Here is a 22,189-nt window from a genome sequence, read left to right as displayed (position 1 = left end):
TCTTCCCGTGGGGTCACGCCGGGCCAGAAGGGCCGCAGGCCGAGAACATCGCCCCGCCTGACGCTGGTCGCGTACGCGTGAACCGCCGTATAGAGGAAGGTCCCCCATTGAACCGCCCCGCCCGTAGAAACCCCAGCTCCTCCTCCCGCACCCGCGCGCAGGGGACGGGCCGCCAGAGCGCCCCCTCCCGCACGGCCAAGAACACAGCGGCCAAGAACGGCACGTCCAAGGCCGGCCGCAGCGGGCGCGGAGGCCGTGCCCCCGCACCCGGCGGGGAGTTCGCACTGCCGGTCACCGTCACTCCGGCGCTGCCGCCGGTCGAGGCGTTCACCGAACTCGACCTGCCCAAGCAGATGTTGGCCACCCTCGCCGCGGAAGGGGTGACCACCCCGTTCCCCATCCAGGGCGCGACACTTCCGAACTCGCTGGCCGGCCGTGACGTCCTGGGCCGTGGCCGCACCGGATCGGGCAAGACGCTCGCCTTCGGCCTCGCCCTGCTGGCCCGTACGGCGGGACAGCGCGCCGAGCCCCGGCAGCCGCTGGCCCTCGTCCTCGTACCCACCCGGGAACTCGCCCAGCAGGTCACCGACGCCCTCACCCCCTACGCCCGCGCGCTGCGTCTGCGGCTCGCCACCGTGGTCGGCGGGCTGTCGATCGGCAAGCAGGCGAGTGCGCTGCGCGGTGGGGCCGAGGTCGTCGTGGCGACGCCCGGCCGGCTCAAGGACCTCATCGAGCGGGACGACTGCCGCCTGGACCGGGTCGAGATCACCGTCCTGGACGAGGCCGACCAGATGGCCGACATGGGCTTCATGCCGCAGGTGACCGCGCTGCTCGACCAGGTGCGTCCCGGCGGCCAGCGGCTGCTGTTCTCGGCCACCCTGGACCGCAACATCGACAAGCTGGTGCGCAACTACCTGGACGACCCGGTCGTCCACTCGGTCGACCCGTCCGCGGGCGCCGTGGTGACGATGGACCACCACGTGCTGCACGTGGAGGACGACGACAAGCACGCCACCACGACCGAGATCGCCGCCCGTGACGGACGGGTGATCATGTTCATCGACAGCAAGCACGGCGCGGACCGGCTGGCCAAGAAGCTCCTGGCCGTCGGCGTGCGCGCCGCCGCCCTGCACGGCGGCAAGTCGCAGTCCCAGCGCAACCGGGCCCTGGCCCAGTTCAAGGACGGCCACATCACGGCCCTGGTCGCCACCAACGTCGCCGCCCGCGGCATCCACGTCGACGACCTCGACCTCGTCGTCAACGTCGACCCGCCCGTCGACCACAAGGACTATCTGCACCGCGGCGGCCGTACCGCCCGCGCCGGCGAGTCCGGGACCGTCGTCACCCTGGTCCTGCCCCACCAGCGCCGCGACATGACCCGTCTGATGACCGACGCCGGCATCACCCCGACGACCACCAGGGTCCGCTCGGGCGGCGACGAACTCAGCCGCATCACCGGTGCCCAGGCCCCTTCGGGCGTGCCCGTCGTCATCGCTCCGCCGGTCACCGAGACCCGCCCCGAGCCCACCGCGGCCGCCCGGCGCAGCCGCCGCGGGGGCCGTCCTGGCCAGAGCCGCCGCCGTTCCTCCCCCGCCAGGGGTAACGGCCGCTGACAGAGCAAAGGCCCAGGTCGTCGGCCTGGGCCTGCCTTCTGTCGGGACCGGGTGCCGAATCGGCACGCTGTGCCCATTGACGCGCCGTACGGCAGTAGGCTGGCCGTACGGCAGCCCGTGACCCCGGCCCTCTCCGTGAAGGTCCGTCCCGCGCAACAGAGGCCCTGCGCAGGCGCAAGCCATTCCATGACGGAAGAGATGGGGCCCTATGAGCCCGCATCCGGAGCTGTTCGACGACTGCCGCCTGGTCCGGCCCAGCGGTGAGCTGGACCTGACGACCACGCCGGCCTTCGCTCGTGACCTGGAGAGCGCCCGCCTCGGCGGCGATCGGCTGTTCCTGATAGTCGATCTGCGCGGCGTGACCTTCATGGACGGAAGCGTCCTGGACCCGCTGTGCGCGGCGTGGCACGACTGCCGCGGAAGGGACGGATGGATACGGGTCGTCCATACCGGCCGGGGACCGGGTCTCGTCTTCCGCGGCGTCGGTCTGCTGACGCGTTTCCCCCGGTACGCCGACGTCGGCGATGCCTGGCTGGACGTACCCGCCGACTGCACGGCGATGGCCCGGGATACGTGATGTACTGCGGTGGCCGGGCGGCGCCCCGCCCCTCGGAGCCCCGCCCGCTGCGGAACGGAGCACGGTGATCAGCGAGGGCATGGCCGAGGTCCTGCGCTCACTGCGACTGAGCGGGGTGAACGGTGCTGCCCAGGCGTCCGCACGGGCCCTCGGTGCCGAGGGCGTCGCGCTGTCGGTGCTGGTGGGCCCGGACCGGCTGGCCGAACCGTTGTGGTGCTATCCGGAGCTGAGCGGGCGGTTCGAGGAGCTGCAGTTCACGCTGGGCGAGGGCCCGGCACACGACGCGATCCGCACCGGCTCACCCGTGCTGGAACCGGACCTGGCCCGGGTCCGCCCCGAGCGGTGGCCCGCGCTGCTGCCGGCCGCGCGGAAGATGGGCGTACACGGTGTGTGCTGCTTCCCGCTGGGCATCGGGGCCATCCGCGTCGGCGTCCTGACCGTGCTGTGCGACCCGGCCCGGCTGCCGGACGATCAGCAGTACGCCGACGCCACCGCACTGGCCGCCGCACTCACCATGGCCTGTCTGGACGGGGAACACCTGGACCGGCGGAACAACGGGACCCGCGGCCTCAACGAGCTGCAGACGTCCTTCCTGCACCGCGCGGCCGTGCACCAGGCCACCGGCATGGTCAGCGTCCAGCTGGGCGTGTCCATGGAGATCGCCCTCCTGCGGCTGCGAGCCCACGCCTACGCCGGCGAGCGCCCACTCGGCGTAGTGGCGCAGGACGTGGTGGCCCGACGGCTCCGATTCGACGACGATAAGAGCGGGCCGCATTCGCCCGACGGTGGAAAGGGATGATCGGCATGGCCCGCGAACGACGTCTGGCCGAGATCTTCGTGGAAGTCGCTGACTCCCTCGTCGAGGATTTCGACGTCATCGACCTACTACAACGGCTGTCCACCCGCTGCGTCGAGCTCCTCGACGTGTCGGCCGCCGGGATCCTGCTCGCGGACGCGCACGGTGAACTGCAGATCATCGCCGCCTCCGACGAACACACCCGCCTGCTGGAACTCTTCGCGCTCCAGCACGACCAGGGACCCTGCGTCGAGTGCTACCGCACCGGCAGCCCCCGCACCAACATCGACCTGACCCGCCCGGAGACCATCACGGGCTGGCCGAACTTCACCGCACGGGCCCGCGAGACGGGGTACATGGCCACCCACGCCATCCCGCTGCGCCTGCGCCACCGGATCGTCGGCGCCCTCAACCTCTTCCAGACCACCCCGCACCGCCTGGGCGACGACGACATCGCCCTGGCCCAGGCGCTCGCCGACGTGGCCACCATCACGATCCTGCAGCAGCGCACCCTGGAGCGGTCGCACGTCGAGAACAGCCAGCTGCAGAACGCGCTCACCAGCCGCATCCTGATAGAGCAGGTCAAGGGCGTGCTGGCGGAGCGCTGGGAGACCTCCGTCGACGACGCCTTCGCCGCGTTCCGGTCGTACGCCCGCGCCCGCCACCTGCGGCTGTCGGACCTCGCCAGCCAGATCATCTCGGGCGGCTTCGAAACCGCGGCCATCCCGGCCCCGGTGCCGGACGGCCCCGGAGAACAGCTCGGCTGACGGCCGCCGTCCGTTCGTCCGAGCCCGGACGGCGGCCGTCAGGGCTCCCGAACGCGGCCGTCCCCCCAAGTCGGGCGCGCGTTCGGGAGCCGGGTTCCCCGCGTCGGGCCGTGCGACGGAGCGCGGGAGGCACCGCGCAGGTCTCGCGACGAGGGGTAGGCGGGGGTAGGGAGACGAGGCGGACGCAGGGGTCGGCCGGAGTGGGCCATGAGGGCCGACTGCGCTGCGAATCGGTACTTGCCCGGGGTCATGGGGCACGGGCAGCTGACAGCTGCCGAACAGTGTGCGTTCCGGCGGATTTCCGCGGGCGACCAAACACCGCCAGCTTAGGTGCGCTTCCCCCTGGTGAGAACCCCCCGTGGGCCTCGTATGCGGTGTCTGTACAACGGCGGCCCGGGGTACGACAAGGGCGCCGTCCCGGTGTGGACGGCGCCCTTGTCGTACGTCTGCTGAAACGCTGTTGGTACGTGGCTACTTGACGTCCACGTAGTCGCCGGCCGCGCTGACCGCCGGGGTCGTGGCGGTGCCCGCGAAGCTGTAGCGGTAGTAGCCGTCGACCGAGGCCTTGACGGTGGTGCTCAGGTTGCCCGTCGAGTTGGTCTTGATGGTCTTGACCGTGGTGTAGGTGGTGCTGCCCTTCTTGCGGAACTGCAGCTTCACCGACTGGGTCGCGTACCCCGCGTACTTGTCGGTCTCCCAGTTCGCGCGGCTCAGCTTGCCGGTGACCGTGACGGTCTTGCCCTTGGCCACCGGCTCCGGCGAGGCGTTGACCGTCAGCTTCGAGGCGCGCTGCACCTTGAAGGTGGTGGCCGCGTCCCGGTGGATGTAGTCGAGGTCGTTGGCCTTGACCGAGACGGCGAGGTCCCAGGTGGCCGCCGCGGCGTTGTTGACGACACCGTTCCCCCACTGGGGGTCGAACGTCAGCGTGCCCGAGCAGGTCGACGTGGTGTCGCTCACTTCGACGCAGGTGATGTCGCCGTCGTCGAACCAGATGTCCGCGAAGTTCGGACTCGGACCCCACCCGCTGATGTACGTGGTCTTGGCGATGCCCGAGTTGTCCGTCGCGGTCACCGAGACCTTGGCGGACACCGCGTTGGTGGTGCCGACCACGACCGGCTTGCCGCCGTTGATGACGACCTTGTCGATCGTGATGTCGCCCGCACCGCCGTCCTCCGCCTGTGCGGCGGTGGCACCGGTGACACCGGCGACCAGCGCGAGGCTGGTGCCGAGCAGGGCGAGGCGCGTGGTTGCGCGCATGGATGTCCCCCCATGAAGTTTTGGTGATCAGAGGGAGCCTAAGGCGATGGCCAACGCTTCAGCACGTTGTTATTTCAACAGGTTCGTCACAACGTGGCTGCCGGGTCACCAGGTCAGTGCGTCGGCCATCGTCGACTGCCAGTACGAGACACGGATCGAGTCGTCGACGTACACGCCCTTCGCGGGGAGCGACGGGGTGGCGGCGGTCTTCGCGGCCGAGTTGAAGTAGACCTCGAGGGACTTTGCCGTGTAGCCGTTGGAGCCGCTGCCGTCCGCCGCCGAGAGCAGGACGCTCGCGTAGCCCGACTCGCCGGGGGCCAGCGTGACCACCGCCTGCGGCATGGAGTCCTCGAAGACCGGCGGGACGGACTGGGCCTCGCCGAAGCGGACGGCCGGGTAGTCGATGAGGGTGCAGTTCTTCGAGCCGGTGTTGGTGACGGTGAGGAGAACGTGGTTCAGGGGCCGGGAGACCTCCGTGGCGGTCGTCCGGGTGGAGGTCTTGGCGCAGGCGACCGTGGTGGCCGACGAGTCCGACGCCGAGTCCGCCGAGCCACCCGTGGAGCCCGAGGAACCCGACGTACCCGAGGAGGGGGTGGAACCCGAGGAGCCCGAGGAGCCCGTCCCGCCGCTCGAACCGGCCGCGCCGCCCGTCGAGCCCTTGGAAGCCCCGCTCGCCTCGGGCGAGGCCGTGGTGGAGTCCGTCGCCGTGGCGGAGGAATCCGTCGACGCACCCTCGTCGTTGACGCCCTCTCCGTTGTTGCACGCCGTCAGCGTCAGCGTGGCGGCCGCGAGTGCGGCGGCGGCGAGCATACGGGTGCGGTGGGTGCGAGTGAACATGTGAATCCCCCTGTGCGGTACGGGTGTTGGCATGGGCCGCTCGACCGGGTGCCGGGAGCGGCGTGCTTGGATGACAACAGCTTGTGCGGTGATCCGTCCCGACCGCCACGATTGCCGGGGTATCCGGGACACTGGAACGCTTGGAACAGCTCTGACCTGGGGGAATGACCTCCCCCTGGAATGGTGGTCCGGGACGTGGGGAGAGAGCGGAAGAGTGGCGGGCGACGAATTCGCGGAGCTGTTGGGCCAGTTGAAGGACCGGTCCGGGCTCAGTTACGGGGTGCTCGGGAAGCGGCTGCACACCAGTACGTCCACCCTTCACCGGTACGTCAACGGGGACGCCGTACCGACGGACTACGCACCCGTGGAACGGTTCGCGCGGGTGTGCAGGGCGACGCCCGAGGAACTGGTGGAACTGCATCGGCGGTGGGTTCTCGCGGATGCCCGCCGGGGACAGAAGGCCGGCGCGGCTCCTGAGGCCACTGAGGCACCTGACACCCCTGCCGAGGAGGAACCGCAGGCACGGCCAGCCGCGGCGGCCGGGGCCACTCGCCGACGTACCGTCGTCCTCGCCGGGTCCGCCGTGGCCGCCGTCCTCGTGTCGGCCGCGCTCGTGGCGAATCTCGTGCCCGGCGACAGCGATGACGAGCAGGGCGGGAAGCGGTCCGTGGGGGCTGGCGCCCCGTCCGTCGACGAGAGTCCCCGCGTCTCCGGGTCGGCCGACGCGAAGGGCGGGTCGGCCTCGCCGTCCGTCTCCGCCAGTGGCAGTCCCACGGCTTCCGCCTCCGCCTCCCGCAGCGGTGGGGCCGGGGCCGCCCAGGGCGACGGCGATGCCGCGGAGAAGGCCACCGCGCCCGCCGTCGCCGTCAATCCGTACAAGTGGGAAGACCCGTGCGGCCCGCACTTCCTGGTGGACCGCAAGCCCGAGCAGGTGCCTCCGCCGCCGGGCGAGCAGGACGCGCGCGGGTGGGTCAACGCGCTCGGCGCGGTCTCCGCCGGGCAGCAGATGCTCGCGCTGACCGTGCAGGGCACCGGGAGGGCCACCGTCGTCCTGGACGACCTGCATGTGCGGGTCGTGGAGCAGAGCGCGCCGCTCGACTGGAACGACTTCTCGATGGGCGTCGGCTGCGGTGGCGGCGTGGACACGACGGCCTTCGAGGTGGACCTCGACGCCGGGCGGCCCGCGGTCTCCCCCAAGGCCGGTCAGCGCGACTTCCCGTACAAGGTGAGCGAGTCCGACCCCGAGGTCTTCTACATCTTCGCGGACGCGCGGGCCCACAACGTCAGTTGGTACCTGGAGCTGGACTGGTCCAGCGGCGACCGGAAGGGCACCGTACGCATCGACGACAAGGGGCAGCCCTTCCGGACGAGCGGAAACGTGGGACGGCCCGCCTACGACTATCCGCTCGGCGCCTCCGAGTGGGGGCGCAACGAGTACGAGCCCGACATCCCCGGCTGAGCGTCCGGCGGGCGGCGGGGGTCAGACGGGTTCCGACTGCCGTTCCGGCTGCTCCACCGGGACGGGTGCCGTCTCCCACTGTCCGGTGGTCCGTACGTAGCCGTAGATCACCGAGGCCATCGCCAGCAGGAGCAGTGGACCGTAGAGCCACGGCTGCCCGGCCATCTCCACCGGCAGAAAGCGGTACGCCAGCAGGAGCCCGGCGAAGACCGTGGCGCCGTAGGCGACCAGCTGGAGCCCCGACCGGTCCCAGCCGCGGTCGTAGGTGCGCAGGGCGGCCTCGATGGTGAGCACGAACACCACGCCGGCGACGAGGTCGACGCCGTAGTGGTAGCCGAAGCCCAGCGTCGCGGCGAGCGTGGCCACCAGCCAGAACGTGCCTGCCCAGCGCAGCGCTCTCGCGCCCTTGCGGGAATGGATGAAGATCGCGACGGCCCATGCCGTGTGCAGGCTCGGCATGCAGTTGCGGGGCGTGATGTCGTCGAACGGTATGGAGTGCGGGGTGGTGATCGGCGCCACCGTGTCCGGCCAGACCTGGGCCACCGCCCACTGCCCGGTGGAGTGCGTCTCCGCCCAGATGGCGACGTCGGCCCAGTGCTCGGTGCCGTTGCCGTAGGCGAAGATCGGTCCGACCACCGGGTAGATCATGTAGATGCCCGGCCCGAGGAGGCCGATCACCAGGAAGGTGCGCACCAGATGGTGGCGCGGGAAGCGGCGGTCGGCGGCCACGTTGCGCAGTTGGTACAGGGCGACGAGGACCGCGGCGACCGCGAGGTTGCCGTAGACGAAGTCGAGGAGGTTGAAGCCGAACTTGCCGGTGGCCTCGACGATCCGGCCCACCACCCACGACGGGTCGCCCAGCGCGTGGTCGGCGGTCGCGACGTACTGGTCGAGCACCGTCGGACGGGTCTTCGAGGTGAGGAGCAGCCAGGTGTCTCCGGCCTTGCGGCCGGCCCCCAGCAGCAGTCCGAGGCCCGCGCCCTTCAGCAGCAGAACGCGTTCCGCGCCGGTGCGACGGGTGAGCGCGAAGACCGCACAGCCCAGGATCACCCACAGCGCGCCGATACCGAAGGGATGGCCCTCCGTCACCTTGATGCCGGCCACCCATCGGACCAGCGCGATGGTGACGTCGATGCCGATCGCGGTGCCGAGCGCGAGGAGGCGTTGCCGCCAGGGAAGCACGACCAGCGTCAGCGCCAGGCCGGCGTACAGCAGTCCACCCGACTTGGGGGCGGATATCAGCTCTTGCAGCTGGCAGGTGAGCGGTCCCGGCAGATCGTAGCGACGCGCGGCGATCTCCAGCATGAGGAGGAACGCGAGGGTCACCACGCCCGCGGCGACCCACAGCACCGCTCGCGACTGACCCTTCACTCGCGAAAGCACCCGTGGTGATATATTTATCAACTTTGACCGATTTTTTGAGTGTGAGGTGAAGTGGCTACGTATCGCGCCCGATGGGGGTGTTCGTCGCGAGCTCGAACATGTTAGCGGAGCCGCTCACAGGTTTCACCAAAATTAACCGACCGCACACCTTGGCGACCGTCGGTCACGGACGCCTGGAGGAGGAGGCAGGGGCGGGTCAGCCGAGAAGGCGGTCGACCGAGCCGTAGGACAGGTCGGGGGCGGGGGCCGCCTTGGGGGGCGCGTTCTCGCAGGTGAAGCCGAGACGGACCAGGGCGCGGACCACTTCCGCGGCGGTGAAGTCGCGGGGATCCTGACCCGTGATCACCGCTCCCACCTGCTTGACGGGGTACGCCCGGCCACCGATGGTCACCGAGGCGACGGAGGCGTCAGTCACCGGTTCGGGACGGACCTTCTCCATCGACTTCTCCACCTCGGCCTTGGACAGGTCGAAGGGGTAACGGGCGATCACACAGCGCATGGTGCCTCACCAGGGTCAGGGCGGATCCGGCGTGCGAACGGGGCCGGAGAAACGGACAGGGGCCCGCACCCAAGGTGCGGGCCCCTGCTCAGCCGTGTGTCAGGCGGGGACGATGTTCTCCGCCTGCGGGCCCTTCTGGCCCTGCGTGACGTCGAAAGTCACCTTCTGGCCTTCCTGAAGCTCGCGGAAGCCCTGGGTGGCGATGTTCGAGTAGTGAGCGAAGACGTCGGGGCCTCCACCCTCCTGCTCGATGAAGCCGAAGCCCTTTTCCGCGTTGAACCACTTCACAGTGCCGGTGGCCATGTGTTTTCTCCTACTTAGGCAGTGCTGGAACCCGCACCTCGCGAGCTCCCTCATCGCTGTGATGATCACCTGCCCCGGAAAACCGGCAAGAATGGCAAGAATGGCAACCACAACTGCAACTGATATTCAGCCTAGCACGGACGAAATCGACAGCAAGAATAAGCGGGCAGACGACGGAAAAACTGTCGGCGCACTCGAAAATACTTTTACCTAACCGGTCGGGTTTCTACCCTGGCGCTGTCAGATATTCACCCGCCGCGGCGCAGTTTCTCGTTGACGCGCAGCGCGTCCGCCAGCTGGTCCTCGAGGCCGATGATCCGGCAGACCGCCTCGACCGGGGTGCCCTGGTCGACCATGTCGCGGGCGCGTGCGGCGAGGCGCAGCTGGTGGCGCGAGTAGCGGCGGTGGCCGCCCTCCGACCGTAGCGGCGTGATGAGTCCGGCCTCGCCGAGCGCCCTGAGGAACCCGGGGCTGGCGCCGATGACCTCCGCGGCACGGCCCATGGTGTACGCGGGGTGGTGGTCGTCGTCGAGCCGGTCGACAGCGGGCGACCGGTCTTCCGAGGGCATGTGTGCCTTCCCGCGGACCGCCGATGTCACGGCCCGCACAGGGAACTGGTTCCCTGACCGGAATTCTAGTCGGCTCCGGGGAAATTCTACTGTGGCGAGCACAGAATCTGCGTCAGCGGAGCACCAGGAGCCGGCGGTCGGCCGGTCGGGACGCCCCGCGGACCCCGGCCGTCGGCAGACAGCGCCAGCCCCAGGACAGCAGTGCCTCGAAGGTGTCCGTGTCGCCGCGGTCGACGAGCATGACGCCGACCGCCGGGGTGTGATCGCTCAGCAGCCGCTTCTGCAGGCGCCGGGCGAGGTTCCACTCGCGGCTCTGGTCCTGGGTGCGCACCCGGCGCTCGACCAGGATGTCGCCGATCACGAACAGGCCTCCGGGGGCGGCGAGGCCCAGCAGGTTCGCGGGGAGGTATCCGTCGAGCTCGTGCCACCAGGCGTCGTCGCCGAGTACGGGAAAGCCGTAAGCGCAGGCCGTGAGGACGGTGACACCCGAGGGGCGGGTCGTCTCCGCCACCAGCAGCTCGAACCCGGGCCGCCGCATGTGGTCCGCGAGCCGTCGGAGGAAGGCGGCGGACCTCGCCTGGGCCGAGGGGGCGGAGCTGTCCGAGGGTGCCGAGCTGTCCGAGGCGGATCCGCGGGCCGAGGTGTCCCAGAGGGCCGAGTGGTTCGAGGTGCGCGGTTTGCGTGGTCCGCTCGGTGTGGTCTGTGCGTACAGCTCGCCGAGTTCGGCCATGTGGTCGGCGATCTGGCGGCGGCTCAGCGGGCGGAGGAGCTCGCCCTCCTCGGGTGAGGGCCCTTGCCGGTGCCGCGGTGGATGCGCTCGGCCCCGGACCGGGGTCCCGGGGTGGGCGGTCGCCGGGCGGTCGGGGCTGTTCGAGGTCATGAGGCGAACCCTGCCCCGGGTCCGACGGTGGCCGGCCCGGCATCGTCGTTCGCCGAGAACGGCACCGGAGCGGAGCCGGCGCGCGAAGAGCCCTCGGTGCCTTCGAGACTACGCCCGCAGCCGTTGCGGAGAGTTGCGGCGGAGCCCGGCCGCGGGGCGAGGGAATCGGACGGGAACGGATCGGAACCCGAGCATGCTCTTCACCTTCGCGGACCGCAGCGGCGGCGACACTGCTTCTCCTCCTTCGTCGCTCTGACGTCGCTCCGTCGTCGCTCCCCGAGTGCGGGCCGTCGTCACGGCCGCTGTCACCCCGCGGATCGCGGTGGTCGAAGCTCTCGGCCGGCGACTCAGGCGTGGCGCGGCTAGGTGTGGGTGAAGGAGGTCTCCGCCGTCTCGAGCTCGATCTCGACGTCCAGGTCCGCGGCGACCTTCGTCTCGACCTGGTCCTCGACCTGGGCGGACTGCATCTCGTTGATGTTCTCGGCCATTTCCGTCTCCTTGAGTCGGGCCCGCCGTTCGGGCTGTGACTCAAGAGTCCGCCACGGCCGGGGGCCCAACCAGTCGGTAAAGCACACGACTTGACAGGCGGGAGTGGCCCTTGTGCGGGTGGACGCGCGGCCTCGTCAGAGGCGATCGTGGGCGGCATGAGCGATCAAGCGGCCATGAGCGACGTGCCTTCGGACGAGGAAGCCGGCGAGGTGCGCCGCTTCTGGGGGCGGCTGGGGCTTCCCGGGCTGATCGACGTGCATACGCACTTCATGCCCGAGCGGGTCCTGCGCAAGGTCTGGGAGTACTTCGACGCGCTCGGACCGCTGACCGGCGGTCTGGAGTGGCCGATCACCTACCGGCAGGAGGAGGCGGAACGAGCGGCGCTGCTGCGGGAGTTCGGCGTACGCGCCTTCACCTCGATGCTCTACCCGCACAAGCCGGGCATGGCCCGGTGGCTGAACGACTGGGCGGCCGACTTCGCCCGCCGCACCCCCGACTGTCTGCACACCGCCACGCTCTTTCCCGAGCCGGACACCGAGGCCTACGTCCGTGAGGCCGTCGAGGCGGGCGCGCGGGTCTTCAAGGCACATGTGCAGGTGGGGGCGTACGACCCGGCCGACGAACTCCTGGACGGGGCCTGGGGGTTGCTGGCGGAGGCCGGGGTCCCCGTCGTCATCCACTGCGGCTCCGGGCCGGCGCCCGGCAAGCACACCGGCCCCGAGCCGGTCGCCCGGGTGCTGGGGCGCCATCCCCGGCTGCGGCTCATCGTCGCGCACATGGGGATGCCCGAGTACGAGGACTTCCTCGGCCTCGCGGAGCGGTACGGGGAGGTGCGGCTGGACACGACGATGGCGTTCACCGACTTCACCGAGGACTTCATCCCGTTCCCCCGCCGGGCCCTGCCCCGCCTGACCGACCTCGGCGACCGCATCCTGCTCGGCACCGACTTCCCCAACATTCCCTATCCGTACATGCACCAGCTGCATGCCCTGGAGCGGCTGGACCTCGGGGAGGAGTGGCTGCGGCGGGTGTGTCACGACAACGCGGCGGGATTGTTCGGGCTGACCGGCACGGCATGATCAGGGGTGGACCGGCGGGGACGAGGAGAAGGGCGGCTGGGCCGTGGACGAGCGGGTGGAGATCTCGACGGCGAAGGAGGCCGCGGGCAATGAGCTGGTGCTCGCCTTCGGGCGGCTGCAGGGCGCGGCGAACCGGCTGGAGTACATCCTGGGGCGGGCCCTGGAGGTGGAGTGCGGGATCAGCCATCTCATGTTCGAGGTGCTGCTCATCCTGGGCCGGGCGGGTGAGCCGGGACTGTCGATGCGGGCCGTCGCCCAGGAGCAGGTGCTGACGACCGGCGGCGCCACCCGGCTGGTGGACCGTATGGAGGCGGCGGGCCTGGTCGAGCGGGCCGAGGATCCCGGTGACCGGCGTGGGCGTCTGGTGCGGCTGACACCCCGGGGCGAGGAGACCGCGGTCGCCGCCGCACGGGTGCACGTGGAGAACATCCGCCGGTATTTCGTGGCCCCGCTCCCGGCCGAGGACCGCGAGCGGTTCGCGGAGGACCTGCGCATCCTGAGCCATTCGGCGCGGGACATCCTCCCCCGCCTGCCCTGACACCGGCGCCCCGAGCTGCGGCCGGGCGGACGCCTTGCTCTAATGGCGGGAGAGCCACAGGTGTGGCAGCTGTCACACGTGACAGGAAATATCTGACACGTCAGTTACTGTTTTGTCAGGTGAATCGCTCGCAACCGGCGGGTGCCACACCCTCTCGAGGTCTCCCATGCGGCTCGTCTACGTCTTCGACGCCTACTGCGGCTGGTCCCACGGCTTCTCCGGGACGCTCCGCGCGGCGGCCTCCCGCCACCCCGAACTGCCGGTGGAGGTGGTCTCCGGCGGTCTGTTCACCGGACCGCGCCGGGTCCCGATCCGCGAGTTCGGCTACGTCCAGGGCGCGAACGCCAAGATCGCCGAGCTGACCGATGCGGAGTTCGGCGAGAGCTACGAGCGGCTGATCGCCGACGGCTCGTTCGTCATGGACTCCGAGGCCGCCGCCCGTGGCGTCGCCGCCCTGCGCCAGGTGGCCCCCGACCGCGCGGCGGAGCTGGCCGCGGCCCTGCAGGACGCCTTCTACGTCGACGGCCTGAGCCTGTCCGACCCGGCCACCTACCGCACGGTGGCCCAGGCGGCCGGGCTGGACGCCGATGCCGTCGTCGCCGCCTTCGAGGCGCCCGGAACGCGGGCCGCCGCCGAGGCCGACTTCCGCCGCGGCGCCGCGCTGGGCGTCACCGGCTTCCCCACCCTCCTGGCGGTCGACGGCGACTCCATCGCCGTGCTGGCCCACGGCCACGCCACCGCCGACGAGATCGACCGCCGGCTGACCACCCTGACCACCACCCGCTGAACCCCATCCCCCTGAGGAGCCCCCGCATGAGCACGCTCTCCTTCAAGATCCTCGACCTGGACTTCCCGGCCGGCAGCAAGAACAAGACCGCCACCCTCGTCACCGGCGAGACCGAGGCGCTGCTGGTCGACGCCGCCTTCACCCGCGCCGACGGCCACCGCCTGGCCGCCGAGATCCTCGACTCCGGCAAGCAGCTCACCACCGTGTTCGTCTCCCACGCCGACCCCGACTTCTACTTCGGCGCCGAAGTCATCGCCGACGCCTTCCCAGACGCGGCCTTCGTCGCCACCCCCATCGTCATCGACCACATCAAGCACTCCTACGAAGGCAAGCTCAAGGCCTGGGCCGCCCTCGGCCCGAACCTGCCCACCCGCCTGGTCGACCTCACCCCCCTCACCGGCGACCTCACCCTCGAAGGCCACCGCTTCGAACTCAAGGGCGGCACCGCCGACCTGCCCGACCGCCACTACCTGTGGCAGGCCGAGCACCGCGCCCTCCTCGGCGGCGTCCTGCTCTTCCAGCAGGAACACGTCTGGGTCGCCGACACCGCCACCCCCGCCTCCCGGACCGCCTGGATCAAGCTCCTGGACGAGATGGCCGCCCTCGACCCGCAGCTGGTCGTCCCGGGCCACCGCCTGCCCGGCACCGCCGCCGACGCGTCCGCGATCACCGCCACCCGCGACTACCTCCTCGCCTTCGAGGAGGAGCTCGCCAAGGCGGCCGACGGTGCCGCGCTGACCGAGGCGCTCATCGCGCGCTACCCCGACAACGGCATGCTGATCGCCGCCCAGATCGGCGCGAAGGTCGCCAAGGGCGAGATGAAGTGGGGCTGACCATGAACGACTTCACCACATCCACCGCGCCCGCCGACGTCGTACGCCGTCAGTACCTGGCCTCCGCCGCCGCCGACCTGGAAGCCCTGCGCGCCACCCTCGCCCCCGACGTCGAGTGGACGGAGATGGCCGGCTTCCCCCTCGCCGGCACCTACCGCACCCCCGACGGCGTCACCGCCAACGTCATGGAAAAGCTCGGCCAGGACTGGGACGGCTGGGCCGCCCACGACGACACCTACGTCGTCGACGGCGAGAACGTCGTCGTCCTGGCCCGCTACACCGCGACCAACAAGGCCACCGGCAAACCGATCGACGTCCGCGTCGCCCACCACTTCGTCGTACGCGGCGGTCTCATCGTGCGGTTCGAGCAGTTCGTCGACACCGCACTGGTCCGCGAGGCGATGACGGACTGACCAGGGCGGAACCCGCCTCCTGCCGCGTCAGCCCAGCGGGCGGGCCGCCTTGACGAAGGCCGTGATCAGGGCGGGGTCCTTCACGCCGCGGGCGTGTTCCACTCCGCTGGAGACGTCGACGCCCCACGGGCTGGTCGCCTCGACGGCCACCCGGACGTTGTCGGGGGTGAGCCCGCCGGCGAGGAGCCACTTCTCGCCGGGGGCGGCGAGGGGCTTGCTGGACCAGTCCCAGGCGATGCCGGAACCGGGGACGGGGGCGTCGAGCAGGAGCATGTCCTCGCCGTACTCACCCACGCGGGGCACGGAGTCGCCGAAGGCGGCGGCGCGGATCAGGGTCCAGTCGCCGGTGGCGAGGTCGGCGTAGTACGCGTGGTCCTCGGGGCCGTGCAGCTGGACGGCCCCGATGCCGGACTCGTCGGCCATGGCGCGTACGAAGTCCAGGGGCTCCTTGCGGAAGACGCCGACCGTCAGGACGTGCTCGGGCACCCGGCGGCTGAGCCGGAGGGCCGTGGCGGCGTCGACACGGCGCGGGCTCTGGGAGAAGACGAAGCCGATGGCGTCGGCGCCCGCCTCGACGGCCGTGTCGACGTCCCGCTCGGTCTTCAGGCCGCAGATCTTGATGAACAGGGTTTCGCTGGAGTTCTCGCTCACGGGTCCCAGACTGCCGTATCGCGCGCGGAAGGCCCGGATCGGGGACCCGGGCCTCACACGCCGAACGTGGTCCTACAGCGTGACCTTGGTGCCGCCGATCGTCACGACCAGCGTGCCGTCCGAGGCGAAGGACCAGGCCAGGGCCCCGGAGTAGGCGGAGCAGCGGGAGCCGTTGGTGCCGGACCAGAACTGGTTGGAGCTGTCGGCGTCACCGACGTACCGGTCGGACGATCCGCTGTTGCAGGAGGTGTTGTTGCGGAACACCGAGGTACCGGCGTCGAAGTTGAAGTTGCGCTCGGTGTTGGCGATGCTCAGGTTGTTCGAGATCGTCATCTTGCCCGGGTTGCTGTTGTAGGTGAACCCGTGCTTGCCGTTCTCGAAGGCGATGCTGCGCTTCACGATGTGGTTGACCGCGATGTCGTCGCCGCCGAGCTTGTAGCCGTTGCGGTCGCCGTTGCCGGCCGTGGTGCCGTCACTGAGGGTGCCGTTGTCGTAGGCGAGGGAGTCCTCGATGGTCACCGGGCCGATGGCTCCGGTGTCGGTCTTGGTGTAGAGGTCCCAGCCGTCGTCGATGTTGTTGTGGGAGACGGCGTACCGGAAGACGTTGCCGCTGCCGGTCGTCAGCTTCGCGGCGAAGCCGTCGGCATCCTCGCCGTCGGAGTCGGCGTTGTCGTGCGACTCGGCGCTGACGATCAGGTTGTTGGCCGGCCACTCGCTGCTCGGGGTGGTGGAGGCCATCCGGCCGAGCTGGAGCCCGGTGTCACGGTTGTAGCGGGTCACCGTGCGCTCGATGACGTTGTTGCTGCCGCCGACGTAGATCCCGTTGTCACCGGCGCGCTCGACGACGAGCCCCTTGATGTGCCAGTAGTTGGCGTTGAGCTGAAGCCCGCGGTTGGACGAACTCTCGGTCTGCGCCGAGAAGTTGAGGACGGGCTTCTCACCCGAGTAGGCGGCGAGGGTGGTCCGGGCGGACGAGGTGCCGTTGCTGCCGGCCGGGATGGTGACCGTCGCGGAGTGGTTGTACGTCCCTCCGCGCAGGTAGATCGTGCCGCCCGAGGACACCTTGCTGATCGCCGAGGCGAGGGTGGTCGGGGCGTCGATCGTGCCGGCCGCGCCCGCGGTGCCGCTGGGCGAGACGTAGAGCGCGCCGCTCGCGGGAGGTGTGGTGCCGCCGTCGGCGGTCGTGGCGTCGAGGTAGTCGACGTTGGGCAGGCCGTCGGCGGTGGTCGGGCTGAGCCGGATGGTGTTGCTGCCCGAATTCACCGGCACGGTCAGGGTCTTGGTGGTCCAGCCCGTCCAGGTGCTCGTGCCCTCGAAGGAGGCCGTGCTGACCGTCGTGCCGTTCACGATGATGTTCGCCGGCCGGGCGGTGGTGGTGCCGTTGGCGAAGCGGACGGCCACGGTCGCCGTGCCGGCCGCGGGTGCGGTCACGGTGAACTGGGCGTAGCCGCTGGTGGCGTTCGTGGCGTTGCAGAAGCCGCTGCCGGAGTAGCCGGTCCAGTTGTTCTCGATGGCGCCGGTGCAGACGGCCGGGGAGGTCTCGGCCTCGTAGCGGGCGGTGGCGGCCTGTGCGGTGGGGCCGGACAGGGCGACGAAGGTGCCGCCGAGAAGGGCTGCGCAGGCTATGGCGGGTCTCAGGTGCATCGTAGATCTCCATCTCCAGGACGGTGCGGGTCGTGCCAGAGGGGTGGAGCGGGTGTGTCGAAGCAAGGCTTGGAAAGCGCTTTCCCCCGGAAGGTAGGAGTGCTGGCCTGAGCACGTCAATAGTCCGGTAGCTGATTTCTGTTCACATGAGAGAACGTCGAGGGAGACATCCCGGAAACAACTGTGCGTTCCCTGTGGAACTGGAAACCCCTCGAACTCCTCTTCATCCACGGGTTCTTGGTGTCACATCAGCTACAGGGGGAACACACCGTGCTCAGACCACTGAAAACCGTCGGCGCGGCGGCGGTCGCGCTCGTCATAGCCGGGGCCGGGGCGGTCCAGGCAGCACCCGCCCGGACCGCCCCGGCCCCGGTACCGACCCTTGCCTGGGCGGACTGCCAGGGCGGCTTCGAGTGTGCGAACGCCGCCGTGCCGCTCGATCACGACGACCCGCAGGGCACCACCATCACCCTTGCCGTCATCCGCAAGAAGGCCACTGACCAGGCCGAACGCAAGGGCACCCTCTTCCTCCAGCCCGGCGGCCCCGGCAACTCCGGCGTGGACTTCGTCCGCAACAACTACGCCGACCTGCCGGCCGACCTGCGCGACTCCTTCGACGTCTTCGGCTACGACGTGCGGGGCGTCGGCCGCAGCTCACCCCTCCAGTGCTGGGACGACCCCACGTACACGGCCGCCGTCACCGCGGCCAAGGGCGTCCCCGGCCCCGACGCCTACGAACCCGCCGTACGCCAGGCCGCCGCCTTCGACCAGGCGTGCCAGGACAACGCGGGGGCGCTGCTGCCGTATGTGGGCACGGAGTACGTCGCCCGGGACATCGACCTGCTGCGCCAGGCGCTCGGCGAGGAACAACTCACGTACTACGGCCGCTCGTTCGGCAGCTACATCGGCACGGTCTATGCGTCCCTGTTCCCGGAGCGGGTGCGGGCCCTCGTGCTCGACGGGGCGTACGACCCCGAGCGCTACGCGAACCAGCCGTACGCCTACGACCGCACCCAGTACCTCGCCCTGGACGGCGCGATGAGCCGCTTCCTCGACTGGTGCGCCGCGGACCAGTCGACCTGCGGATTCGGCGACGGCGACCCGCGCGCGGCCTTCGAGAAGCTGAAGGCGGACCTGGACGCGAACCCGGTCGTGACCGCGAGCGGCGGCCGGGCGAACGGCTACACCCTCGTGTACCGCCTGATGTTCAACATCAACGAGGGCAAGGTCATCTGGCCCGCCCTCGGCGAGGCCATGCGCAAGGCGCAGCTGCGCGACAACACGTCCTTCCTGCTGCGGCCGCCGTCCCCGGCCAGCTTCGACTTCCTCGGCCCGAACGTGGTCGTCGAGTGCGTCGACAAGGACTACCCGGACAGCGCGGCCCGTCTGAAGCGCGAGGTCACCACCAACGCCCGGCTGGCCCCCCTCCTGGGCCCCGCCATGGCCTTCGGCCCGCCGACCTACGACCACCAGCACGCCACGGCCTGCGTCCAGTGGCCCGGCGAGCAGGTCAGCCGCTACGGCGGCCCCTTCGAGGCGGAGGGCTCCGCGCCGATCCTGGTCCTCGGCACGACCGGTGACCCGGACACCCCGTACCGGGACGCGGTGGCGCTGTCGCGGGAGCTCGACAACGGGCGGCTGCTCACGTTCAAGGCCGAAGGACACACGGCGTTCGGGCGCAGCGCGTGCGCGACGGACGCGGTGACGGCTTACCTGGTCGACCTGAAGGTCCCGAAGCGGGGGGCGAGTTGCGCGGACGAGACGCAGCCGCCGTCGTCGACGCCCACGGTGGCTCCTTCCGGTACGACGCTGAGTGAGCTGCGGAACGGGGTGAGCGACCGGGTGGAACGCATCGGCACCCTGCGCTGACTCTTCTGAGGCGCCGGTCCGTTGTCCGGGCCGGCGCCTCGTCCATGGGTCCCACCGGGCCTCGTCCTCATGATCCGTAGACTCGACGCCATGGCCGTGGAGAGCAGCGCGCAGTGGGACGGGGTCGTCCGCCGGGACTCCATCAAGGAGAAGTGGGCGGCGGAGCGGGACCGGCTGTCCGACGCCGCGCACAGCGGTGACTGGGAGACCGCCTTCCGGGTCCTCGACGAGAACCCCGAATGGATCAACTCCGGGCGTCTGGAAGGTCGTAGCGCCTACGGCCCCCTGCACCAGGCCGCCTGGCACGGCGCCGACGTCGAAACGGTGGGCCGCCTCCTCGCCCGCGGCGCCTGGCGCACCCTGCGCTCCACGGACGGCACCCGCCCGGTGGACATCGCCGTACAACGCGGCCACCAGCACCTGGTCGCCCTGCTGTCACCGGCCTACCGCCACCCGCAGCCCCAGGACACCCTGGACCGCCTCCGCACCCACCTCCACCGTCTGATCCACCACCGCTCGGGCGGCGGCACGGGCACCGACGACCTCGCCACCCGACACGCACTACGCCTCCCGGACCCGGCGGTCCTGACGGAACTCGACATCCCCCACCTCTGGTTCCCCGTCCCCGGCATGTACGGCGGCTTCCACATCAGGCTCCAGGGCAGCGAGTTGAGCGTGGACAGCTGGGTGCGAGTGGTCGGCGGCTCGGAACGGACGGACCTGGTCACGGTGGACGGGGTGCGGCTTCAGGAGGGTGGGACGCTCTGACGGCAGGCTCCTGCCGGATGTCGGACGCGGTCCGGTCCGGACCGGTCCGGACCGGACCGGACCAGGAAGTAAGACGCCTCTTGGTGGGGGCTGTGGCTGCTGTACAACTTTGTCCATGATTCACAAGCCGCTTGTGCGACGCCTGGTCATCGACCTGTGCCGACGCCCGGCTTCGTGTTGTCGTTGATCCTGCGCTGACCCCGTGGTGATCCCCTTGGTGACGTGCGTCTGATGCGCGTCTGATTCCGGTTCTTCCACGGGGGCGTTTTCCTCCTCGCACTTCCGGTGCCTCTTCTTCGGGCCGTCGTCCCTGTTGCGACGGCCGCGACTGCTCACCCCTCGGCGCCCGTTGGAGGCTGCCCGTGTCCGGCAAGCTCTTCGTTGATCAGCATCGCTTCGAGGGCGCCTTGACGGGTGAGGCGGGACAGCGAGAAGACGACCACTGCGTCTACGTGACCTGCGCGAACGGCGGCCATCATCTCTTCGAACTCGGGCCGGATCACCTTCGGGTCCCACCAGGATTTGCCTACGCCAGCGAAGTGGCCGGCATTGTCCCAACCCTTCGCGGCGATGAGCGCTTCGCACCTGGTTCCTTGGGCTTCGGGAGACGATGCGGAGTCGTCCTCACGGCTCTTTGATCGCCTGATGTAGGAGACTGCGCGCACGGAGTCCAGGTTAGGGACCCAGTCTGGGCCCCTGTTTGTGAGAGGTGTCATGTGCCTAGCGTGGTAAAGATCAACGTACTCACGGTCCCAGAAGAGCAGCGCGCGGAGCTGGAGAAGCGGTTCGCCGCCCGGGCCGGCGCGGTGGAGGGCTCGGACGGTTTCGAGTGGTTCGAGCTCCTCCGCCCCGTGGAGGGCACCGACACCTACCTCGTGTACACGCGGTGGCGCTCCGAGGAGGACTTCGAGAAGTGGCGGTCCAACATGGGTGCCTCGCACGGCAGCGGCGGAGGCGGCGGCGCGCAGAAGCCCGCGGCGTCCGGGGCGACGCTGTGGTCCTTCGAGGTGGTGCAGTCCGCCGGGCCCAAGGAGGGCTGATCCCGGCGTTCCCCTGACGCGAGTCACTCTCCGTGTCCATCATGGAACCCTGCGCGCACCCGTACAACGCGTTTGTACGGGTGTGTCGCGGTGAACGTACGGGCGCGGCGGGGGAGTTCAACGCCATGGGAACGACGACAGGTCCACGCTCACGGACCGCACGCAGGAACGCCTCCGCGATGAGGATGGTGGGCGCGCTGCTCGCCGTCTTCCGGACGGCCGCCGGGTACACACAGCAGCAGCTGGGCGACATGCTCGGTCTCGGGGAACAGACCGTCGCCTCGATCGAGCAGGGCAGACGGCGGTTGATGCCGGACGTCGCCTCGCGGCTCGATGAACTCCTTGATACGAAGGGGGCGTTGTCGGTCGCGTTGAGCAAGATGCCGGAGGTGGATCTCGTCCCGCTGTGGGCGGAGGAGTTTCTGGAGCGGGAGCGAGAGGCGATCGCCATCTCGTGGTACGAGAGCCAGGTGCTGCCCGGCTTGCTCCAGACGGACGCGTACGCGGAGGCCGTCTTCCGCAGCCGCGTGCCGGTCTACGCCGAGGACGAGATCGCGCAGTTGGTGGCGGGCCGTACGGAGCGGCGGGCGATCCTGCACCGGATGGACCGGCCGATGACCAGCTTCGTGATCTGGGAGCCGGTCGTGAATGCGCCCATCGGCGGGACGGAAGTCTGGGTCGAGCAGCTGCGGCACCTGCGTTCGTGCTCCGAACTCCCGGGGCTCATGCTCCAGGTGCTGCCGCTGAAGCGCACCACACATGCAGGGCTCAACGGGCCGTTCATCCTCCTGGAGACCCCGGAACACCAGCGTCTCGCCTACATGGAAACGCAACGCGGAAGCCAACTCATCGCGGATCAGGACGAGGTGGCGATCCTCAACCAGAAATATGCGATGCTGCGGTCACAGGCCCTCACCCCCGAGGACACGAGGGATCTGCTGGACCTTCTGCTGGGAGAGCGATGAGCGACACGGCACTTCAGTGGTTCAAGTCGAGCTACAGCGGTGACGAAGGCGGTGCCTGCGTGGAGATCGCCACCCAGCCCACCGCAGTGCACGTCCGTGACTCCAAGAACCCGTCCGGTCCGCAGCTCGCCGTCGCTCCGGACGCCTGGGCCGCCTTTGTCGCCCAGAGGTAG

At 70.1% G+C, this 22,189-nt stretch carries 26 protein-coding genes; 15 read left to right on the top strand and 11 right to left on the bottom strand.

Annotated features, from left to right (window positions below; translation table 11 throughout):
* Nucleotides 1-107: 107 nt before the first annotated feature.
* The 4 genes from OHU89_RS26270 to OHU89_RS26255 all read left to right on the top strand — a co-directional run bounded on the left by OHU89_RS26270 (nucleotide 108) and on the right by OHU89_RS26255 (nucleotide 3,753).
* On the top strand, nucleotides 108-1,613 hold the full coding sequence (locus tag OHU89_RS26270; RefSeq protein WP_405646314.1) for a DEAD/DEAH box helicase: 1,506 nt from the start codon (nucleotides 108-110) through the stop codon (nucleotides 1,611-1,613).
* A 208-nt stretch (nucleotides 1,614-1,821) separates the two neighbouring features.
* Nucleotides 1,822-2,190: an STAS domain-containing protein gene (locus OHU89_RS26265; protein WP_405646312.1), complete on the top strand. Its 369-nt coding sequence runs from the start codon at nucleotides 1,822-1,824 to the stop codon at nucleotides 2,188-2,190.
* Between the two features lie 64 nt (nucleotides 2,191-2,254).
* Entirely contained in the window at nucleotides 2,255-2,989 is a 735-nt protein-coding gene (locus tag OHU89_RS26260; protein ID WP_405646310.1) for an ANTAR domain-containing protein, read from the top strand.
* The gene (locus OHU89_RS26255) at nucleotides 2,986-3,753 is read left to right on the top strand and encodes a GAF domain-containing protein (RefSeq protein WP_405646308.1); all 768 of its coding nucleotides are present in this window, start codon (nucleotides 2,986-2,988) and stop codon (nucleotides 3,751-3,753) included. Before OHU89_RS26260 ends, OHU89_RS26255 begins: the two co-directional genes overlap by 4 nt.
* A 471-nt stretch (nucleotides 3,754-4,224) precedes the next feature.
* Here the strand turns inward: OHU89_RS26255 and OHU89_RS26250 are convergent, their stop codons facing one another.
* Together OHU89_RS26250 and OHU89_RS26245 are read right to left on the bottom strand one after the other, a co-directional pair.
* Nucleotides 4,225-5,010, bottom strand: coding sequence for a calcium-binding protein (locus tag OHU89_RS26250; protein WP_266889743.1), 786 nt, complete (start codon nucleotides 5,008-5,010; stop codon nucleotides 4,225-4,227).
* A 105-nt stretch (nucleotides 5,011-5,115) separates the two neighbouring features.
* Nucleotides 5,116-5,847: a DUF4232 domain-containing protein gene (locus OHU89_RS26245; protein WP_405646306.1), complete on the bottom strand. Its 732-nt coding sequence runs from the start codon at nucleotides 5,845-5,847 to the stop codon at nucleotides 5,116-5,118.
* Between the two features lie 214 nt (nucleotides 5,848-6,061).
* Here OHU89_RS26245 and OHU89_RS26240 point away from each other — a divergent pair, with 214 nt between their 5' ends.
* Nucleotides 6,062-7,306, top strand: a complete 1,245-nt coding sequence (locus tag OHU89_RS26240) for a helix-turn-helix domain-containing protein (RefSeq protein WP_405646304.1) — start codon at nucleotides 6,062-6,064, stop codon at nucleotides 7,304-7,306.
* Nucleotides 7,307-7,327: 21 nt separating this feature from the next.
* On the opposite strand, the gene OHU89_RS26235 is transcribed toward OHU89_RS26240, so the two are convergent.
* From OHU89_RS26235 to OHU89_RS26210, 6 genes are all read right to left on the bottom strand, one after another.
* A complete protein-coding gene (locus OHU89_RS26235) occupies nucleotides 7,328-8,677 on the bottom strand; it encodes a phosphatase PAP2 family protein (RefSeq protein WP_405646302.1) in 1,350 nt (449 codons plus the stop codon).
* Nucleotides 8,678-8,885: 208 nt separating this feature from the next.
* Complete coding sequence (locus OHU89_RS26230) at nucleotides 8,886-9,188, bottom strand: SCO5918 family protein (RefSeq protein WP_405646301.1); 303 nt, start codon at nucleotides 9,186-9,188, stop codon at nucleotides 8,886-8,888.
* A 99-nt stretch (nucleotides 9,189-9,287) separates the two neighbouring features.
* Nucleotides 9,288-9,491 (bottom strand): cold-shock protein, encoded by a 204-nt coding sequence (locus OHU89_RS26225; RefSeq protein WP_046247661.1) that lies wholly within the window; start codon nucleotides 9,489-9,491, stop codon nucleotides 9,288-9,290.
* Between the two features lie 248 nt (nucleotides 9,492-9,739).
* Nucleotides 9,740-10,060 carry a MerR family transcriptional regulator gene (locus tag OHU89_RS26220; RefSeq protein ID WP_405646300.1) on the bottom strand — a complete coding sequence of 107 codons (321 nt, stop codon included), beginning with the start codon at nucleotides 10,058-10,060 and terminating at the stop codon, nucleotides 9,740-9,742.
* 112 nt (nucleotides 10,061-10,172) lie between these two features.
* Nucleotides 10,173-10,940, bottom strand: coding sequence for a hypothetical protein (locus OHU89_RS26215; protein WP_405646298.1), 768 nt, complete (start codon nucleotides 10,938-10,940; stop codon nucleotides 10,173-10,175).
* Between the two features lie 362 nt (nucleotides 10,941-11,302).
* Nucleotides 11,303-11,428, bottom strand: a complete 126-nt coding sequence (locus OHU89_RS26210; protein WP_405646296.1) for a hypothetical protein — start codon at nucleotides 11,426-11,428, stop codon at nucleotides 11,303-11,305.
* Nucleotides 11,429-11,584: 156 nt separating this feature from the next.
* On the opposite strand from OHU89_RS26210, the gene OHU89_RS26205 reads away from it, so the two are divergent.
* From OHU89_RS26205 to OHU89_RS26185, 5 genes are all read left to right on the top strand, one after another.
* The gene (locus OHU89_RS26205; RefSeq protein WP_405646294.1) at nucleotides 11,585-12,508 is read left to right on the top strand and encodes an amidohydrolase family protein; all 924 of its coding nucleotides are present in this window, start codon (nucleotides 11,585-11,587) and stop codon (nucleotides 12,506-12,508) included.
* A 43-nt stretch (nucleotides 12,509-12,551) separates the two neighbouring features.
* On the top strand, nucleotides 12,552-13,046 hold the full coding sequence (locus OHU89_RS26200) for a MarR family winged helix-turn-helix transcriptional regulator (protein ID WP_266889757.1): 495 nt from the start codon (nucleotides 12,552-12,554) through the stop codon (nucleotides 13,044-13,046).
* A 166-nt stretch (nucleotides 13,047-13,212) separates the two neighbouring features.
* Nucleotides 13,213-13,833 (top strand): DsbA family protein, encoded by a 621-nt coding sequence (locus OHU89_RS26195; protein ID WP_405646291.1) that lies wholly within the window; start codon nucleotides 13,213-13,215, stop codon nucleotides 13,831-13,833.
* 26 nt (nucleotides 13,834-13,859) lie between these two features.
* Nucleotides 13,860-14,666: an MBL fold metallo-hydrolase gene (locus OHU89_RS26190; RefSeq protein WP_405646289.1), complete on the top strand. Its 807-nt coding sequence runs from the start codon at nucleotides 13,860-13,862 to the stop codon at nucleotides 14,664-14,666.
* A 2-nt stretch (nucleotides 14,667-14,668) separates the two neighbouring features.
* Nucleotides 14,669-15,079: a nuclear transport factor 2 family protein gene (locus OHU89_RS26185; protein WP_405646287.1), complete on the top strand. Its 411-nt coding sequence runs from the start codon at nucleotides 14,669-14,671 to the stop codon at nucleotides 15,077-15,079.
* Nucleotides 15,080-15,106: 27 nt separating this feature from the next.
* Here the strand turns inward: OHU89_RS26185 and OHU89_RS26180 are convergent, their stop codons facing one another.
* Entirely contained in the window at nucleotides 15,107-15,730 is a 624-nt protein-coding gene (locus tag OHU89_RS26180) for a phosphoribosylanthranilate isomerase (protein ID WP_266889766.1), read from the bottom strand.
* Between the two features lie 72 nt (nucleotides 15,731-15,802).
* Nucleotides 15,803-17,374 (bottom strand): CBM35 domain-containing protein, encoded by a 1,572-nt coding sequence (locus OHU89_RS26175; protein ID WP_405646285.1) that lies wholly within the window; start codon nucleotides 17,372-17,374, stop codon nucleotides 15,803-15,805.
* Between the two features lie 270 nt (nucleotides 17,375-17,644).
* On the opposite strand from OHU89_RS26175, the gene OHU89_RS26170 reads away from it, so the two are divergent.
* On the top strand, nucleotides 17,645-19,243 hold the full coding sequence (locus OHU89_RS26170; protein ID WP_405646283.1) for an alpha/beta hydrolase: 1,599 nt from the start codon (nucleotides 17,645-17,647) through the stop codon (nucleotides 19,241-19,243).
* 69 nt (nucleotides 19,244-19,312) lie between these two features.
* Nucleotides 19,313-20,011 (top strand): ankyrin repeat domain-containing protein, encoded by a 699-nt coding sequence (locus tag OHU89_RS26165; protein ID WP_405646281.1) that lies wholly within the window; start codon nucleotides 19,313-19,315, stop codon nucleotides 20,009-20,011.
* Nucleotides 20,012-20,343: 332 nt separating this feature from the next.
* On the opposite strand, the gene OHU89_RS26160 is transcribed toward OHU89_RS26165, so the two are convergent.
* On the bottom strand, nucleotides 20,344-20,676 hold the full coding sequence (locus tag OHU89_RS26160; protein WP_405646279.1) for a recombinase family protein: 333 nt from the start codon (nucleotides 20,674-20,676) through the stop codon (nucleotides 20,344-20,346).
* Between the two features lie 51 nt (nucleotides 20,677-20,727).
* On the opposite strand from OHU89_RS26160, the gene OHU89_RS26155 reads away from it, so the two are divergent.
* The 3 genes from OHU89_RS26155 to OHU89_RS26145 all read left to right on the top strand — a co-directional run bounded on the left by OHU89_RS26155 (nucleotide 20,728) and on the right by OHU89_RS26145 (nucleotide 22,189).
* Nucleotides 20,728-21,051, top strand: a complete 324-nt coding sequence (locus tag OHU89_RS26155) for an antibiotic biosynthesis monooxygenase family protein (protein WP_405646277.1) — start codon at nucleotides 20,728-20,730, stop codon at nucleotides 21,049-21,051.
* Nucleotides 21,052-21,176: 125 nt separating this feature from the next.
* Complete coding sequence (locus OHU89_RS26150; RefSeq protein WP_405646275.1) at nucleotides 21,177-22,016, top strand: Scr1 family TA system antitoxin-like transcriptional regulator; 840 nt, start codon at nucleotides 21,177-21,179, stop codon at nucleotides 22,014-22,016.
* Nucleotides 22,013-22,189 carry a DUF397 domain-containing protein gene (locus OHU89_RS26145; RefSeq protein WP_405646273.1) on the top strand — a complete coding sequence of 59 codons (177 nt, stop codon included), beginning with the start codon at nucleotides 22,013-22,015 and terminating at the stop codon, nucleotides 22,187-22,189. The genes OHU89_RS26150 and OHU89_RS26145 overlap by 4 nt, the downstream gene beginning before the upstream one ends.

This window comes from Streptomyces sp. NBC_00019, from assembly GCF_045041015.1.
Taxonomy (GTDB): Bacteria; Actinomycetota; Actinomycetes; order Streptomycetales; family Streptomycetaceae; genus Streptomyces.
The sequence above is the reverse complement of the archived record's forward strand: the minus strand, read 5'-3'. Positions and strand labels throughout refer to the sequence as shown.

Bases quoted from the DNA above. Each gene is read 5' to 3' on its own strand.
- OHU89_RS26265 (WP_405646312.1), top strand. From the start codon at position 1,822: ATGAGCCCGCATCCGGAGCTGTTCGACGACTGCCGCCTGGTCCGGCCC.
- OHU89_RS26255 (WP_405646308.1), top strand. From the start codon at position 2,986: ATGATCGGCATGGCCCGCGAACGACGTCTGGCCGAGATCTTCGTGGAA.
- OHU89_RS26250 (WP_266889743.1), bottom strand. From the start codon at position 5,010: ATGCGCGCAACCACGCGCCTCGCCCTGCTCGGCACCAGCCTCGCGCTG.
- OHU89_RS26245 (WP_405646306.1), bottom strand. From the start codon at position 5,847: ATGTTCACTCGCACCCACCGCACCCGTATGCTCGCCGCCGCCGCACTC.
- OHU89_RS26230 (WP_405646301.1), bottom strand. From the start codon at position 9,188: ATGCGCTGTGTGATCGCCCGTTACCCCTTCGACCTGTCCAAGGCCGAG.
- OHU89_RS26225 (WP_046247661.1), bottom strand. From the start codon at position 9,491: ATGGCCACCGGCACTGTGAAGTGGTTCAACGCGGAAAAGGGCTTCGGC.
- OHU89_RS26220 (WP_405646300.1), bottom strand. From the start codon at position 10,060: ATGCCCTCGGAAGACCGGTCGCCCGCTGTCGACCGGCTCGACGACGAC.
- OHU89_RS26215 (WP_405646298.1), bottom strand. From the start codon at position 10,940: ATGACCTCGAACAGCCCCGACCGCCCGGCGACCGCCCACCCCGGGACC.
- OHU89_RS26210 (WP_405646296.1), bottom strand. From the start codon at position 11,428: ATGGCCGAGAACATCAACGAGATGCAGTCCGCCCAGGTCGAGGACCAG.
- OHU89_RS26205 (WP_405646294.1), top strand. From the start codon at position 11,585: ATGAGCGATCAAGCGGCCATGAGCGACGTGCCTTCGGACGAGGAAGCC.
- OHU89_RS26195 (WP_405646291.1), top strand. From the start codon at position 13,213: ATGCGGCTCGTCTACGTCTTCGACGCCTACTGCGGCTGGTCCCACGGC.
- OHU89_RS26190 (WP_405646289.1), top strand. From the start codon at position 13,860: ATGAGCACGCTCTCCTTCAAGATCCTCGACCTGGACTTCCCGGCCGGC.
- OHU89_RS26185 (WP_405646287.1), top strand. From the start codon at position 14,669: ATGAACGACTTCACCACATCCACCGCGCCCGCCGACGTCGTACGCCGT.
- OHU89_RS26175 (WP_405646285.1), bottom strand. From the start codon at position 17,374: ATGCACCTGAGACCCGCCATAGCCTGCGCAGCCCTTCTCGGCGGCACC.
- OHU89_RS26165 (WP_405646281.1), top strand. From the start codon at position 19,313: ATGATCCGTAGACTCGACGCCATGGCCGTGGAGAGCAGCGCGCAGTGG.
- OHU89_RS26150 (WP_405646275.1), top strand. From the start codon at position 21,177: ATGGGAACGACGACAGGTCCACGCTCACGGACCGCACGCAGGAACGCC.
- OHU89_RS26145 (WP_405646273.1), top strand. From the start codon at position 22,013: ATGAGCGACACGGCACTTCAGTGGTTCAAGTCGAGCTACAGCGGTGAC.